General features: G+C 42.2%; 10 protein-coding genes and 4 tRNA genes. 6 read left to right on the plus strand and 8 right to left on the minus strand.

Annotated elements, in window-relative coordinates; all coding sequences use genetic code 11:
• Nucleotides 1-473: 473 nt before the first annotated feature.
• From putA to AC2SLT_RS04830, 5 genes are all read left to right on the plus strand, one after another.
• On the plus strand, nt 474-3716 hold the full coding sequence (gene putA, locus AC2SLT_RS04810) for a bifunctional proline dehydrogenase/L-glutamate gamma-semialdehyde dehydrogenase PutA (RefSeq protein ID WP_486546499.1): 3243 nt from the start codon (nt 474-476) through the stop codon (nt 3714-3716).
• Nucleotides 3717-3792: 76 nt separating this feature from the next.
• Nucleotides 3793-4485 (plus strand): aldehyde dehydrogenase family protein, encoded by a 693-nt coding sequence (locus AC2SLT_RS04815; protein ID WP_486546500.1) that lies wholly within the window; start codon nt 3793-3795, stop codon nt 4483-4485.
• Between the two features lie 341 nt (nt 4486-4826).
• Complete coding sequence (locus tag AC2SLT_RS04820) at nt 4827-5558, plus strand: hypothetical protein (RefSeq protein WP_486546501.1); 732 nt, start codon at nt 4827-4829, stop codon at nt 5556-5558.
• 244 nt (nt 5559-5802) lie between these two features.
• Nucleotides 5803-7860, plus strand: coding sequence for an AAA family ATPase (locus AC2SLT_RS04825; RefSeq protein WP_486546502.1), 2058 nt, complete (start codon nt 5803-5805; stop codon nt 7858-7860).
• Nucleotides 7861-8034: 174 nt separating this feature from the next.
• On the plus strand, nt 8035-9141 hold the full coding sequence (locus AC2SLT_RS04830) for a type I glyceraldehyde-3-phosphate dehydrogenase (protein ID WP_486546592.1): 1107 nt from the start codon (nt 8035-8037) through the stop codon (nt 9139-9141).
• 59 nt (nt 9142-9200) lie between these two features.
• Here AC2SLT_RS04830 and AC2SLT_RS04835 read toward each other — a convergent pair.
• The 7 genes from AC2SLT_RS04835 to AC2SLT_RS04865 form a co-directional block, all read right to left on the minus strand.
• Nucleotides 9201-9291 (minus strand) — tRNA-Ser (locus tag AC2SLT_RS04835).
• A 270-nt stretch (nt 9292-9561) separates the two neighbouring features.
• Nucleotides 9562-9652, minus strand: a tRNA-Ser gene (locus AC2SLT_RS04840).
• A gap of 95 nt (nt 9653-9747) precedes the next feature.
• Nucleotides 9748-10083 (minus strand): CopG family transcriptional regulator, encoded by a 336-nt coding sequence (locus tag AC2SLT_RS04845; protein ID WP_486546503.1) that lies wholly within the window; start codon nt 10081-10083, stop codon nt 9748-9750.
• Between the two features lie 389 nt (nt 10084-10472).
• Nucleotides 10473-10548: transfer RNA gene (locus tag AC2SLT_RS04850), tRNA-Asn, on the minus strand.
• Between the two features lie 114 nt (nt 10549-10662).
• Nucleotides 10663-12654 carry a flotillin family protein gene (locus tag AC2SLT_RS04855; protein ID WP_486546504.1) on the minus strand — a complete coding sequence of 664 codons (1992 nt, stop codon included), beginning with the start codon at nt 12652-12654 and terminating at the stop codon, nt 10663-10665.
• Between the two features lie 224 nt (nt 12655-12878).
• Complete coding sequence (locus AC2SLT_RS04860; protein WP_486546505.1) at nt 12879-13670, minus strand: YqiJ family protein; 792 nt, start codon at nt 13668-13670, stop codon at nt 12879-12881.
• 310 nt (nt 13671-13980) lie between these two features.
• Nucleotides 13981-14056 (minus strand) — tRNA-Asn (locus AC2SLT_RS04865).
• A 335-nt stretch (nt 14057-14391) separates the two neighbouring features.
• Between AC2SLT_RS04865 and AC2SLT_RS04870 the strand changes: the two genes are divergently transcribed.
• Entirely contained in the window at nt 14392-14961 is a 570-nt protein-coding gene (locus AC2SLT_RS04870) for an acyl-CoA thioesterase (protein ID WP_486546506.1), read from the plus strand.
• A 167-nt stretch (nt 14962-15128) separates the two neighbouring features.
• On the opposite strand, the gene dps is transcribed toward AC2SLT_RS04870, so the two are convergent.
• Entirely contained in the window at nt 15129-15614 is a 486-nt protein-coding gene (dps, locus tag AC2SLT_RS04875) for a DNA starvation/stationary phase protection protein Dps (protein ID WP_486546507.1), read from the minus strand.
• Nucleotides 15615-15728: the final 114 nt, after the last annotated feature.

Below are 15728 nucleotides of genomic sequence, written 5' to 3' on the forward strand. Positions count from 1 at the left end.
CGTTAACAATCAGGCCTGTTTCTATAAAGAAGAAGGCATTAGTGAGTTTGGTGTTACCCAATGTCTACCTAGCGTTATTTATACCGAGCGTTAGAGGGCTAATAAGTAATACCGCTTGGGCTCGCTATGCTTTTTTTACCTGCCTATTACTTAACTGCCTATTACTTAACTGTGTATTACTTAACTGTGTATTACTTAACTGTGTATTACTTCTCTGTTTATTATTATTAGGCCCCGCACTTAACGTATTAAAACTCACTTTAGACTGGTGCTTTTAGCCCAGAAAATCAATACCTTTAATATATTGCTTTGCTAAAGCCACAGCCTACAATAAGAGTTGAGAATGAGGTTTAGTAAGTTATAACTATCCTATAAATTCTGACCTATAAAAGCATCTTATTAATCTACTGTTTAAATCCATTTTAAAAGAATCCCAATGACCCTAAACATAACAATATCTCAGTGGAGTTGATATGAGTTTGAATAACCCATTTTATCCTAAAAATCCAATTCAATTTTCACCACAACAAGTCTTACAACCCGACTTTATCAGTAAACCCGCCAGTGAGATTTATAGCTATATTTCTCCGCTATATAGCGCAGATGAGGACGAGTGGTTAGGGGCGTTATTGCCTCTGGCTGAGCCTAGAGTGAAAGAAGATGTTAATGAACGTGATGCCATAAGTGATCAAACAAGAAGCCTCGTTGAGCACGTACGCAGTAATGATAAAGCGGTTAAAATGGTGGACTCATTGTTACTTGAATATAGCTTAGATACCCAAGAAGGTATTTTGTTAATGAGCTTGGCGGAAGCCTTGATTCGAGTACCCGATAATGCCACTGCCGATGCGCTAATCCGTGACAAAATGAGTGTGGCAGACTGGAAGAAGCATTTAAAAGACGACAATGGCTTTATCGTGAATGCCTCAACGTGGGGCTTAATGATGACAGGCCGAGTGGTCAGTGTGGATAGTAAGACCACGGCGGCAGGCTTCTTAGATCGGATGACTAAGAAAATGGGTGAACCTGTCATTCGTAGTGCCATGCAGCGCGCTATGAAAATTATGGGTCATCAGTTCGTACTCGGTGAGACCATTGAAGAGGCCAGACGCAATAGCCTACCTTATCGAAACAAGGGCTATACCTATTCATTTGATATGTTAGGGGAAGCGGCTGTCACGCACAAAGATGCTGAGAAATACTTCAGCGACTATCTACATGCCATTCGCTCAGCGGCAAATATCGAAGTGAAAGAAGGGATGCCAAAGCCTTCGGTGTCCATTAAACTGACGGCATTACATCCTCGTTACGAGGCAACGCAAATTGATCAGGTGCTTGGGTTACTACGTCAGCGTTGTCTCTTATTGATTGAAGCGGCGCGCGAAGTCAATGTCGATATCAGTATTGATGCAGAAGAAGCTGACCGTTTAGAGGTGTCATTAAAGCTATTTGAATCACTATATCGAGACACGATGACACAAGACTGGGATGGTCTTGGTCTCGTAGTGCAAGGCTACTCTAAGCGTGCTTTACCAGTGTTAGCGTGGCTGGCAAGCTTGGCGAAAGAAGTCGGTGACCGCATCCCAGTTCGTCTAGTAAAGGGCGCTTATTGGGACTATGAAATTAAGCTTGCGCAGCAAAAAGGGATTACCGGCTATCCTGTATGGACCCGTAAAGAGGGAACTGACGTTGCGTATTTGGCCTGTGCAAGATTTCTGTTAACGGATCAGATTCGCGGAGTGTTGTGGCCTCAGTTTGCAACCCATAATGCGCACACGTTGTCTTCAGTCATGACCATGAGTGAGCATAGAGATTTTGAATTCCAACGTCTACATGGTATGGGCGATGCGTTATATGACCATATTATTGAGACATATAATATACCAGTACGTATCTATGCACCGGTTGGCAAGCATCATGATTTGTTGCCATATTTAGTACGTCGTTTGCTAGAAAATGGCGCCAATAGCTCGTTTGTGCATCAACTGCTGGATAAGTCGCACCCGATTGAAGCGTTAACGGTGCATCCTTATGACAAGCTGACCGCCCATGATACCTTGCATAATCCTAAAATTCCGATGCCCTTAAATATCTATGACGATAGACTGGCAAGCTTTGGGCCAAATATTTTTGTTGAGTCACAGTGGATTCCGTTTAAAGCTGCAGTCGATCAGTTTTTACCCGAAACATGGACGGCGAACTCCATAGTGAATGGTGAGCAAATAACGCATAGCATAAATGAGCAAGGTGAGCAGACCGACGAGGCACTCGAGCGAACCCAAGTTGTTGCTCCTTGGAACCATCGTGTCACTGCCGGTGAGGTCGTCTATGGCGATGCAGATATTGCTAAATTAGCGATCAAAACAGCTAATGAGGGTCAACAAAAGTGGCAAGCCCTTGGTGCTAGCGAACGTGCTGAACTCTTAAGACGTATCGCTGACTTGTATGAGGATAATTATGCGCAACTTGTGGCGATGTGCCATAAAGAGGCGGGCAAGACCATGCAGGACAGTATTGATGAGGTGCGTGAAGCGGTAGACTTTTGTCGCTTCTATGCTAATGAGGCAGAACGCTTAGCCCAGCAAGTCAATAGCTTTACTGACCTCAATGGCGATCAAATGACGCAAAAACGTAGCGCCCGTGGTACGGTCGTTTGTATTAGTCCTTGGAATTTCCCGTTAGCCATCTACACCGGACAAATTACCGGAGCATTGGCCGCCGGTAATACTGTAGTGGCTAAGCCTGCTGAGCAAACCAGCTTGATTGCTTACTTTGCCGCGCAGCTGATGTATAAAGCCGGTATCCCAGATTATGCCTTGCAATTTGTGACAGGTGCTGGGGAAGTAGGCGGCGCACTAACAGGATCAGCTTATATTGATGGGGTAGTATTCACTGGATCGACGCAAACGGCTCAGCTTATCAATAGAGCGCTGCATGATACCCAGCGCTTAGCTAAAGTGGATGATGAACTTAATAAAGATCGTAAAGATACCTTGCCTCTATTAATAGCAGAGACTGGTGGTCAAAATGCGATGATTGTTGACTCAACTGCGCTACCTGAGCAAGTGGTGAAAGATGCGGTGTTGTCTGCATTTGGTTCAGCCGGTCAGCGGTGCTCAGCGTGTCGTGTCTTATGTGTGCAAGAAGATGTGGCCGATAATGTCATCGAGCTATTAAAAGGCAACATGGCAGAGCTTATCGTTGGTAATCCTTCCTATGTCTCAACTGATGTAGGCCCTGTGATCGACAAAGACGCGCAAAAATCACTGCGTGCTCATATCGAAGCCATGCGTAAAGACACCCGTGCCCGTATTATTACTCAGACGCCTATTAGTTCAGAGGCAGCAAACAACCTAAGTCACAGCACCTTTGTACAACCAACGGCCATTGAAGTTGACAATATTGGGGTTATCGGTGGTGAGCACTTCGGTCCGATACTGCATGTCGTCCGCTATAAAGCCAATAAGCTTGATGACCTCATCGATGAGATAAATGCGACGGGTTATGGTCTTACTCTCGGTATTCACAGTCGGATTGAGTCAGTAGCGGATCATATCGAGCGCCGCGCTAAAGTAGGTAATACCTATATCAACCGCAACCAAATTGGCGCTGTCGTAGATGAGCAGCCCTTTGGCGGTAGTGGCTTGTCAGGAACAGGGCCTAAGGCCGGTGGGCCTCATTATGTGGCTCGCTTGACCAAATGGCAGGCGGTATAGCATTGGCTTCATTTATATTGATAACTAAACAATGCTAAACATTGACCAAAAAGTGGATTAAAAATAAGGAAGGCTCATGAGTGCAATATTTAAACAAGATCAAGCCAAGCAATGTGAAGCTTGGGGTCAGATGGATGCCGTGCAGCGCAAAATAATATTGAATGAAGCCGGCAGAAAGTTGGCAGAGTTGACTGATGATAGTGTCAAAGCGCAACAGCTGTTTGAGATTATTTTGTCGCAAGCGGCGCGATTAGATATCGTTCAACAGATGACAGGTGCGACAGGAGAGTCAAACCATTTATATTTCGCGCCACGTGGCAAGTCGATGATCGTCGGTACGGATAATGCAGATGCGATACCTGTATTAGGACTACTACTGACAACGCTGCTTGCGGGTAACGAGGTTATTTTACGCTATACTTCACAGCAGCAGCTTTGTGAACAAGCGATTGACATATTGACCCAATCTGGGGTTTATCCAGGCGTGATGAGTATAGCCAATGATTCGCAGCTAACCACACTGCTACACATTAGTCGACTGGCGGTAGTCGGAGCAGTGGGATCATTTGACGAGTTGGCTCAGATTGGTCAAGATCTGGCCGAAACGGATGGCATCTTGACGCAACTGGTCGCCATAACCGATCAAGAAGGATGCCGTGAGATGTTTGAGCCAGATTATATTGAGCGCTTTTTAACGGAAAGGGTAAAAACGGTCAATACTACGGCTATCGGCGGTAACGCCAGCTTGCTTGAGCTTGGGGTTGACTAATAGCTATCGTGAGCTAATTGGTAGCACTTAGCGTATGTACTTTGACGCTTGGTGCTTTTTAGCCCAGATTGAAGCGAATATACTGCTTGGGTTGACATAGTGCGTGGCTAGGTTTTGTCGTGGCGACGTGAAGCAAGCGACACGACAAACCTTAGCAAACGCATTGTCAAAACGAGCAGATAGTAGCGTAAAGCTGGATGAGCTACTAAGTAAATGGGCTTATTTAGAATAATAGCGACAGTGGATGACGCACAAAAACTAATTTTAACGTTTATTATCTTGTTATATGAATCTAAATTGCTTAATCTGATTTTAAATACTTCAAAGGATAACGTTAGAATATGGAACCACTCTCTATTGTACCTTTAACTTTAGCGTCATTATTGGCGTCTTTTTCAGCAGACAATGTCGAAGCTCCTGTTATTAATACCCATATCAGCCCTGAAATAGTAGGATTATGGGAGCTGGATTTGCAATCGACTCCAGATTTTGCGATGCCAGATAATTTACATGGTCAAAAATCTAATGGCCAAAAAATAAATGGGCAAAAATCTAATGGGCATAATGCTGCTATTGATGGTGAAGAAGGCTATGATCAAAGCTTAGAGGATTTAATAGCAGCGATCCAAGAATCTAATCAGTTAACTAAACACGTTGAACAAACGACGGATAACTCGTCAAATGCACAACCAACTTATATGGATAAACATTACCCATCAGATGACGCAGTAAACACAGTGGACGCGCAACAGGACGCCGCCCTAGTCGCTCAGGTTGTTAATTGTAAAGAGCGTTATAACTTCCAAGCAGATAACGTCCTATTTACCACCAGTGGTAAAGAATGGACTTATGGTCAATATTTGTATCAGCATCAGCCGGACGGTTTACCAATAATTGCCATCAATACCAGTTATGACAATAACAATCCGGATTGCTCTGGCAAGCAAATCGATCAAAAAGGGGACGCTATGTTTGCCTATGTCGATTATCAGCCTGAGAGGAATACCATGCGTTGGTGTATCGATGACCAAGGTGATAAATGCTTTATGACGTTTCGCCGGTTATTGCCTTAACGTTAAAGTTTAGTTTGAACCTTTTATGGCTTTATTGTTATGCTTAAATGACACGAGATCCACAATCATGATGACAATATGAGCAGGCTGTAATAAGATAGTCTAAGTGATAAGATTGAAAGCCACACATTGTATGTTGTGGCTTTGTTATATGAGTGAAAACTTAAGTTATGCCTTTTCTTGAAAATAAACTATCCTTTAAAAATCATAACACCACATCCTTCTACCAAAAGATACGTCTCCTATGAAACAAACCACCGCTTTGGATATCCTTAAAACTGGTCAGAATGTTTTTTTAACGGGCTCGGCAGGCTCAGGAAAAACCTACACCTTAAATGAGTATATTCACTATCTAAGAGCGAGGAGAGTACCGGTGGCGACGACTGCCAGTACGGGAATAGCCGCCACACACATGAATGGTATTACTATCCATAGCTGGTCGGGTATCGGTATTAAAGATGAATTAAGCGACCGTGATTTGACAAACTTGTCCCGCAAAAAGATTCTTAAAGATCGCCTGAGAGAAACCTCGGTGCTGATTATTGATGAGATATCCATGTTGCACGCGAAGCAGCTCAATCTGGTCAATCAAGTTCTAAAACATATGCGTCAAAATGACAAACCATTTGGGGGTATTCAGGTGGTCGTGGCCGGTGACTTCTTTCAGTTACCGCCTGTTGGTAGCCGAGGAGAGAGTAATCGCGATAAGTTTGCATTTATGTCCGATGCTTGGTTGGAAGCGGGGTTTAAGATTTGTTATTTAACCGAACAACATCGTCAGCAGTCCGATGATGATACTTCAAACGCCATCACCCTAGATAATATTCTGAATCAAATCAGAGGTGAAGAGGGGGTAAGTGCGGATGCCATAGAGGCGCTACAAAACACGTTTTATCAAGATGTCGATGTCAATCGTACGCGGCTTTACACCCATAATGTCAACGTGAATAAAATAAACGATCATGAGTTGGCGTTATTAAGTGGGGAGACCGTCACTTATAACGCCATTGCTCATGGTGATAATAAATTGGTCGAAACCCTGAAAAAGTCGGTACGAACTAGTGATGAGCTTACCTTGAAGGTCGGCGCTAAGGTGATGTTCATTAAAAATAATAATGAGCTGGGTGTGTCGAATGGGACGATGGGTGAGCTGATCGGCTTTACTACTATCAAGCCTTTAAAATCTAAAAGCATTGGCGCAGCTGAAAATGATTCTGACTCAGAAGATGATATCGATTACGATAAGGGTGTTAGTTATTCAGAGGATAATTTAGTTAAAAATTTAGTTAATAATTTAGATAAGAGCACTGATGACAACTATAATAAGGAATCAAAAGAGAAGAATGGCAGCCAGTCTCTTAGTCATAAAGATCAACAAGAGGCCGACTCTGATGGGCCCGCTGTTTCGACGGATAGATTTCCTATTATCAAACTTAATGATGGCAGGCAGGTCATCGCTGAAGGGGAAGAGTGGCTGGTTGAGGATGAAAATGGTGAGGTATTAGCCAGCTATAGCCAAATCCCGTTAGCGTTGGCATGGGCAATCACTATCCATAAGTCACAAGGCATGACGCTGGATGCGGCAGAGATAGACTTATCTAAGACCTTTGAGCTGGGTCAGGGGTATGTGGCGCTATCGCGTCTTAAGTCGCTTGAAGGCCTCAAACTACTGGGTATGAATGACTTAAGCTTAAGGTTAGATCCATTAGCACGTGGGGCAGACGCTAGATTTAGAACATTGTCGAGTGATGCGCAACTAGACTTTGCAGCGGTAGAGGCGGCAGTACTAAAAGAAGCTCACGATCGCTTTATACTGACTTCAGGAGGTACGCTGAGTAAGACCATTATCGACTCTTTTGAAGCTCAATATAAATCTCGTAAAAAAAAGCAGGCTCAGAAACAGGCCCAACAAAGCAAATTAGGTAATCAGCTAAGTGATCATTCTGACAGCACTCTTATGTCGACTAGGCTATTGCTTGAAGAAAGCCTGAGTATCGCTGAGATTGCTGAAAGCCGAGGACTGGCGCAATCGACTATTATGGGTCACGTTGCCCGTTTGAAGCGTCAAGACCCTAGTTTGAAATGCGATCATCTACGTCCCGATGCGTTGATTTTAGATAAGGTACGCGAGGCGGTGGATGCCGTTATTGCTGCTGCAGATCCTAATGATTTTAAAAGTAGCGAAGAGGACAGCGCAGAGGCTTTCAGTAAGGAGCGTATCAAGTTGCGTCCGATATATGACTATCTGAAAGAGCAAATAGATTATAATACCATTCGTTTAGCGCTGATATTTATTGACTAAGCTTAACTATTCTACAGACCCTATTCTAGGATTTAGAGGTTGCCCTTATTTTTTATCGCCAATTAAGTTGTCCTTATGTCACCAAATAGCTTCCCTACCATTACTCATCCAACCAGTACTCATCCAACCAGTACTCATCCAAATAGTACCAATGTATCTAACTCAACGTCCATCATTGTCACCAATTCACCCAAGGTGCCGCTGCGGGTGGTCATTAATGGATTTGGTAGGATAGGGCGGAATGTCCTAAGAGCACTGATAGAGCGGTTTGAGGTCTTGGGTAGATTGGTCCATATTGTGGCCATCAATGATATTGCCGATGAAGAGACTTTGCTACATTTACTAAAGTTCGATAGCACGCATGGTAGGCTCAGTCGATTGGGTGTTGAGGCCAGTCTTAATCAACGTGCTGATAGTGCTAAACAGGGCGAGAGCGATACAGTGATAACGCAGCTGTGTTTATCCAAAGATAACACCACGTATTGTATCGATCTATTAAGTATTGACTCTCCTGAAAATCTACCTTGGCAGGCGTTAGAAGTTGATGTGGTGTTGGAATGTACTGGCCACTTTAGATCTTATGAGGACGCCAGTCGTCATCTCAAGGCAGGTGCTAAGCAAGTAATCGTCGGGGCAGCGCCCTTTGATACAGTTGATGCCAGTATCGTCATGGGGGTAAATCACGATGAGCTGACCCGTGAGTTGCCCATCATCTCAAGTGTGTCCTGTACTACGCAAGCGTTGGTACCCTTAATCTATGTATTAGACAAAGCGTTTGGTACGCAGTCCGTGATGATGACAGAGATACACGCCGTGACCGCCGATCAAAATGTATTGGATCAGCCGCATCGGGATAAGCGCCGTGCCCGTGCATCAGGGCATAATATTATACCCACTACCTCAAGTAGTATTGCTGCCACTGAACGTACTTTACCGCATATGTTGGGTAAAATTGCTGGTCACTCAATACGGGTGCCTACGATAGATGTCGCAGCGATAGATGTCAACTTTGTATTTGACAGTCCAGTGAGCCTTGAAGAGGTGCGAGAGGCACTTAAAAGGGCCTGTGAGCCGACGAGCAGTCTATACGGCATTATGGGCTATACAGAGCTGCCATTGGTCTCAAGCGACTTTATACATCAACCTGAGTCGCTTATAATCGATGGGGAGCAGCTAATGCAGGTAGGCAGTCAGATTAAAGTATTCGCGTGGTACGATAACGAGTGGGGATATGCCAATAGGCTATTAGATATGTGTTTGCATTTGCATCAGGCAGGCTAGATTAAGTATTAGATATAAAAAAGCCAACTTAATATATATTAAGTTGGCTTTTCAGTATCTGGCGGAGTCGGAGAGATTCGAACTCTCGAAGGGCTATGAACCCTTGCCGGTTTTCAAGACCGGTGCATTCAACCGCTCTGCCACGACTCCAGTAGGTCGACTATTATAATGAAATTTTGTCTGAATGCAAGTAGTAACGCTATAGATTATTGATTTTATATCTGATATTCGTGTCGATTTAACCGATGTGTTCCAAACTTGCTTAATCTGTATTGCATTGTCTAATAGTAAGTTTGATTTCTTTGATATGTTAACTTTCAGAAACGGTATTAAACCTTGCAAAACGTTATTTAAAATTTGCCATCATAAAAAAAGCCTACTTAATGTGCATTAAATAGGCTATCTAACTATGTAACTATCTGGCGGAGTCGGAGAGATTCGAACTCTCGAAGGGCTATGAACCCTTGCCGGTTTTCAAGACCGGTGCATTCAACCGCTCTGCCACGACTCCGTAGGTGCAGTATTATAGAGGGTTTGATGGTTATTGCAAGTTAAATTTTAAGTTTTTCAAAAACAGTCGGTTATTAACTAAGTGTTAAACAGCGACTACTCTTTTGATTCGTATTGCTCTTCAAGCAATCCTTTACTCTTAAAAGCACTGTGAGTATCAATAATAGACTTTTCAATAATAGAGGCGCTTACTCCGTTTGCGCGAAGCTTTTCAATAAAGACTTCATCATCAGCAAGAGTATAGCCATCATTATCACGATCAAGACCTTGACGAATATATAGTCGGATCAAGCCTTGAATACGTTTGAACCCATGTTCCTCAGCGGTTTCTTTTAGTAAAGCAATCATCTCTTCTGACAGCTTAATACTAACGGGACGCATAATCTTTTGCGGATGATCAGAAAATTTGTTACGAATGTGCGGTGGTATCATAGCCGTATCATTATATTAAGTAAGTTTAACCTATTATAGTTAAATTGTAGGATATTACAAACCTAGTCGAATTCTAAACATCTATTTAACAACTTCCATACTTGAGCTTAGGGGATAAATAGAGTCGTCGAACTTATAAGAGTCACGGCGTTAACCTCGTTAAGCCTACTGCAATAGTACTTGCACTCGGTTGCCTTGTGACTACTTTAAAGTTCTTTGACTATAGTTAACTATCACGATTACATTCAGTGTTGTTAAAGGCTTTAAATCAATATCATAAGAAGATGATCGAAGCAGTAGACAAATACAAGGTATAAAAAAAGTCCTAATCAATGATTAGGACTTTTTAAAGGCTTTAAAATAAAGGATGTTTAAAGCCTTTTGGAATTTGGCTCCCTAACCTGGGCTCGAACCAGGGACACACGGATTAACAGTCCGATGCTCTACCAACTGAGCTATTAGGGAATAGCTTATCGACTTATCTTTGCAGAAGCAGTCTTAACTAAGTGATGCGTATTCTAGCCAAGGTTAGGGTAGGTGTCAAGCCTTTGTGTAATAAATATCGGAAATTTATGCGTTTTATTTACTCTCAGGGCTGATGTTTATTTTAGTTGGGGAATTACTTGGGGTAATTTTGTTTCCTTTATCGGCATAAGAGGTAGCGCTATTATCCGCTTTATCAATGGCTTGCTCCACACGATTATTGACCCCTGTTGGCAAATCTAATTGATGTAGATTCGCTGTGGCTGGACTCGATTGCGACGTTTCAGTGTCCTTTACCGAGGTATGGGTCGGTCCTGAATGGCTAGCGTTTTCGCTCGATGACCTTGAGTGTTTATCACGAGTGGCAGGCTCAAACTGCGAATCAACCAAGGTGCGAGTTAGAGCATTAATATCACCGCCTCCAGATAGGCCCAGCTCTCCTAATAAATGGTCAATTAAAGGCGCTTGGCTACGATAGCGTAGCGCTGAGCTGACGACTTCATCTGCCAATGAGCCACCACCACCATTACCGCCATTAGAGGCGTTATTATCAGCGTTTGATCCGCCTAGCATATTATGACCATTGCCACCGACTTGTAGTATCTTAATACCATCGATGTTTTCAATTGGCTTGACTGACTCAGCAATGATGGACGGCAGACGCTCAAGTAGGGACAGTCTTACTTGCATATCAATTTGATCGGGCGATAACACGTTAGCCGCATTATTGATTGCTTCTTGACCTTCTGCCTCTACTCTATACTGTTCAGCTTTGGCTTTGGCGATGACTAATTGGGCATCAGCCTCACCTTGGGCTATTAAGCGTTGTTTATCCGCTTGTGCTTGTGCTTCGATACGCACCGCTTCAGCTTTATCAGTGGCTGCGACCTTCTCTGCTTGGGCAGCAACTTTGATATCGATGGCCTCTTTTTCCGCCTCTTCGGTGGCTTTAATAAGTTGGACGGCTTTGGCACGTTCCGCAATTTCACGCTCACGAACGGTGGTTACATTTTCCGCTTGTTGAACGGCTAAAGCTCTTGCTTTATCCGCTTCTGCTTTGGCAACCGACTCTGCACGTGACTTCTCTGCCACAGCGATTTGACGCTCTTGTTCTGCCAGCTCAATCGCTTTTTGACGTTCAATATTGGCTTGTTCAAGCGCTTGTTCCTTAATGATATCTTGATTTTTGATATCACGTTCGGCATTAATGCGCTGTAAGTCAATTTCACGTTGTGCCGCAATCTTAGCTTCTTCCGCTTCTCGCTCTTTCATACTCTCTTCAGAAGCGATATTAGAAGATTGTTCGGCACGGCGAATAGAGATCTCTCGTTGCTGCTCAAGCTTGGCATACTCTTCTTCACGGACGATATCGATACGGCTACGTTCGGCTTCCAAGTTTTTGGTTTTGATTGCTAAGTCTGTTTCTTGCTCGATATCATTACGTAGCTTCAATCTATCTTGAATGGTCTTCGTTAAGCGTGTCATACCCTCGGCATCGAACGCATTTTGCGGATTGAAGTATTCAAATTTAGTTTGATCCAGACCTGTCAATGATACCGTTTCAAGCTCTAGTCCGTTTTTTGATAAATCCTCTGACACGGCGCGCTGGACACGTTGTACAAAATCAACCCGCTTTTCATGCAACTCCTCCATTTGCATTTCAGCAGCGACAGCACGTAGGGCATCAACAAACTTACCTTCTACCAGATTTTTTAGCTCATCAGGCGCCATGGTCTTCATACCCAGTGTCTGGGCAGCGGTGGCGATGGACTCTTTTAGAGGACTAACCCGCACATAAAACTCAGCTTTGACATCGACCCGCATACGATCTTTGGTAATCAGTGCCTCTTCATTGGCACGACGTACTTCTAACCGTAAGGTATTCATATTAACGGGGATGACTTCATGCAGCACCGGTAGCACGAATGCACCACCGTTTAGTATCACGCGCTCACCACCCATACCAGTACGCACAAAAGATACTTCTTTGCTGGCACGTGTATAAAGTCGAGTAAGTATAAAACCGATCAGTAACAGTAAAACAAAAATGATGCCAGCGATGATGGCGTAGGTGATTAAGCCTGACATAATACGTCCTTATATATCAATTATGATGCCCTTTCTATTAATTAACCTATCTTTGTGTCGCGTTGGCAATCGCTATCCTTGATAGGTGGATTTCTAGATTAGGTATTATTTTTGGTTTGATGGTGTTTTAAGCTTTTAATAATAGAAGCATATGGTATCTGACTCTTGCAAAATTTAACTGAAATCTAATGACAGCTCAATCTTAAAAAGAATCATAAATTCATTCATATTTTCTTGACCCAATAGCGATCACCAATTTTCTTAGTAATCACTAACGTATCTTCATCCGTAATCTTATAAGCAGATTGATCGCTATTGATATCAATAGTGTTACCACCATTCATATCAATAGTTTTATTACTGTTTATATCAGTAGCGGGTAGGGTAGATTCTCTTTTAGCTGTTGTTAAAGCGTCTTGTTCAGTATATCCAATCATGAACGAAGGGTCAGGCTCCACCATAATATAATGAATCTGACCATGGATATCTTGTGTTTTGGCTTGGGCAGGTTTGTCTGCGCTTGCATATCCAATCACTATTTTTGCCGATTGACCTACCAATGAGTCGCCACTGACGGCAGTCGTTTCATCTTTAGGAAATATCGGATATAGCAGGGCAGCAGTGACTTTTAATAAGGGAATACTAATGACAAAGGCGTCTAAGCTTGCCAACCAAGGTGATATATAATGTCCCAACACTAATAAAGAGATCTGTTGCAATATGATGCCACTGATACAAAAGCTGCCTATAAATAGTATCAGCAGAATCATCGTGGGAATACGACCAACGTATAACCAATCTAAAGCTTTGAGCCCTAAACTTATATCACTGTTAATGTCCATATCAACATCGGCATCAAAATCAGCTTCTAGCAGCGAGTCCGGTACCAAATTATCTAAGAAACCACTTAAGCCACCAAATAAAAAGCCAACGATTTCTACCAGTAATAATATGATTAAAACGAAGCCTGCGATGACAAAAGGGGCGAAAGCAGGCGTATCAAAAAGTGGCCACATGGTTTTATCAAATAAAAGTTATGAAGAGAAGGGTGGGTAATAAATTAAAAATGTCTTATTAGAAAATTTAACAGTAGTTTACCGTAATTTCAATCAAAAGGTTTAAATTTCCAACAAGAAGAGATGTTTAATGGAGCGAATGTGAGCTAAAGGCGCTATTATGATAAGCCCTAGGATAGGATGAAAGAAATGACAAGACAAAAAAAATCCCTATCAACAAAGATAGGGACTTTGGCAATTTGCCAGAAAGGAATTGCTTTTCAGCAATAATAGCATGTAATATTATGTTAAAAATATAATGCTAAGAATATGGCTCCCTAACCTGGGCTCGAACCAGGGACACACGGATTAACAGTCCGATGCTCTACCAACTGAGCTATTAGGGAATAACTTAAAAACACACTAAGAACTAAGTGCTGTTTGCGTTAAGTGGGGCGTATTCTATCAAATAAATCTGAGTCGTCAAGCTTTTTTTTAAAAAAAGCTCGAAATTAGCATTTTATTGCCATTTTCTCATTAATATAACTCGTTATCTGATAATTTAAGGTACCATACCTTCCTTTTATTTTATTATCTGGTTTAATGTTATTAACAGCGCATCTGATAAATTGTTTTGGTAATCCATGTTGTACCTCATTGTTTTATAACTTTTTTTAGATTTAATTTAATTTTACGTGTAATCGTTTTTATTTATTGACCATACAACTGTAGTAGGAATTCTATGCCACAAATTAATACCTCGAGCACAGCCGTCAAAGCTCCCGTAAGACATGAGTTATATATGTCAATTTTAATGACACCAGACATGGCCAATTTTATTGGAAATGTGCATGGGGGCGATCTACTAAAGATGCTCGATCAAGTCGCGTATGCTTGTGCGAGTCGCTATAGCGGCAGCTACGTTGTGACCTTATCAGTGGATCAAGTCATGTTTTTAGAGCCTATTTATGTAGGCGAATTGGTGACGTTTGCGGCGAGTATTAATTACGTCGGTCGCACCTCTATGGAAGTGGGTATCCGAGTTGAGGCTGAGAATATTCAAGAGCGCACAGTACGTCATACTAACAGTTGTTTCTTTACCATGGTTGCTGTCGATGAGCATGGTAAGCCAACCCCTGTGCCCCCATTAGATATTAAAAATCATTTGCAGCAGTGTCGATTTGATGCCGCAGTGGAGCGTAAGAGACTGCGCAAAGAGAATGCTAAACGTCCCAGTTGTAGCTTAGATAAAAAGCCGCCAGGAGAGCTTAAAGGGGCGTGCAAACCGAGTGATGATATCGAAGAATTATAGTTTAAATTGAATCAATGTTTGTAGAGCGTTTTAAGGCATTTATGCTAAGAGAAATTAGCATTGACCACAAAAAAGAGGCCATCAAACGATGACCTCTTTTTGTTTAAATCTAATTTATTAAGAACTTTATTTAAAATTTATAGTTTTCAAGTTAAGCATCAAAAGATTTATTTGTTTTCAGGCGCATTTGCACCGATAAACCAAGCATCTTTATCAACAATACGGCTAATTTCAGTAAAAAGATCCGCAGTATCTTCATCGCCCGCTTCGCCTGCTTTCTCAATAGCTTTACGCAGCTCTTCAGCAACTATTTTATAGCGATTGGTCAGCTCACGTACGTGTTGATCGATTTTAGTAATCTCAGTAGGATAAGGCTCTAAGATAGAGTCCTCAGTTACACGGCGAGAAATACCATTTGCCTTACCCCCTAAAATAACAATACGTTCAGCGACCGTGTCATAGGCTTCAGTAAGACGCTCATAAGTGTCATCAAGTAGCGTGTGAACACCGATAAAACCTTTGCCTTGAAGATTCCAATGGCATTGTTTACTGTCCATGCTGAGGTCAATCAGATTCGCTAGGTTATAGTTTAATAGCTCAATCATTTTTTTAGCAGTTTTGTCATCGATACCACTTGCGTAACGTTCTCTCATAATTTTATCCTTATAATTTAATTATTTATAATTTGAACTGAATTTGAATTGAATTTGAATTGTCGTAATAATAGATTTTATAACGGTGTAAACAACGATCTAAATAAATAACTA

The organism is Psychrobacter sp. CX18 (assembly GCF_057396215.1).

Bases quoted from the DNA above. Each gene is read 5' to 3' on its own strand.
- AC2SLT_RS04825 (WP_486546502.1), top strand. From the start codon at position 5,803: ATGAAACAAACCACCGCTTTGGATATCCTTAAAACTGGTCAGAATGTT.
- AC2SLT_RS04815 (WP_486546500.1), top strand. From the start codon at position 3,793: ATGAGTGCAATATTTAAACAAGATCAAGCCAAGCAATGTGAAGCTTGG.
- AC2SLT_RS04855 (WP_486546504.1), bottom strand. From the start codon at position 12,654: ATGTCAGGCTTAATCACCTACGCCATCATCGCTGGCATCATTTTTGTT.
- AC2SLT_RS04820 (WP_486546501.1), top strand. From the start codon at position 4,827: ATGGAACCACTCTCTATTGTACCTTTAACTTTAGCGTCATTATTGGCG.
- AC2SLT_RS04860 (WP_486546505.1), bottom strand. From the start codon at position 13,670: ATGTGGCCACTTTTTGATACGCCTGCTTTCGCCCCTTTTGTCATCGCA.
- putA (WP_486546499.1), top strand. From the start codon at position 474: ATGAGTTTGAATAACCCATTTTATCCTAAAAATCCAATTCAATTTTCA.
- dps (WP_486546507.1), bottom strand. From the start codon at position 15,614: ATGAGAGAACGTTACGCAAGTGGTATCGATGACAAAACTGCTAAAAAA.
- AC2SLT_RS04870 (WP_486546506.1), top strand. From the start codon at position 14,392: ATGCCACAAATTAATACCTCGAGCACAGCCGTCAAAGCTCCCGTAAGA.
- AC2SLT_RS04845 (WP_486546503.1), bottom strand. From the start codon at position 10,083: ATGATACCACCGCACATTCGTAACAAATTTTCTGATCATCCGCAAAAG.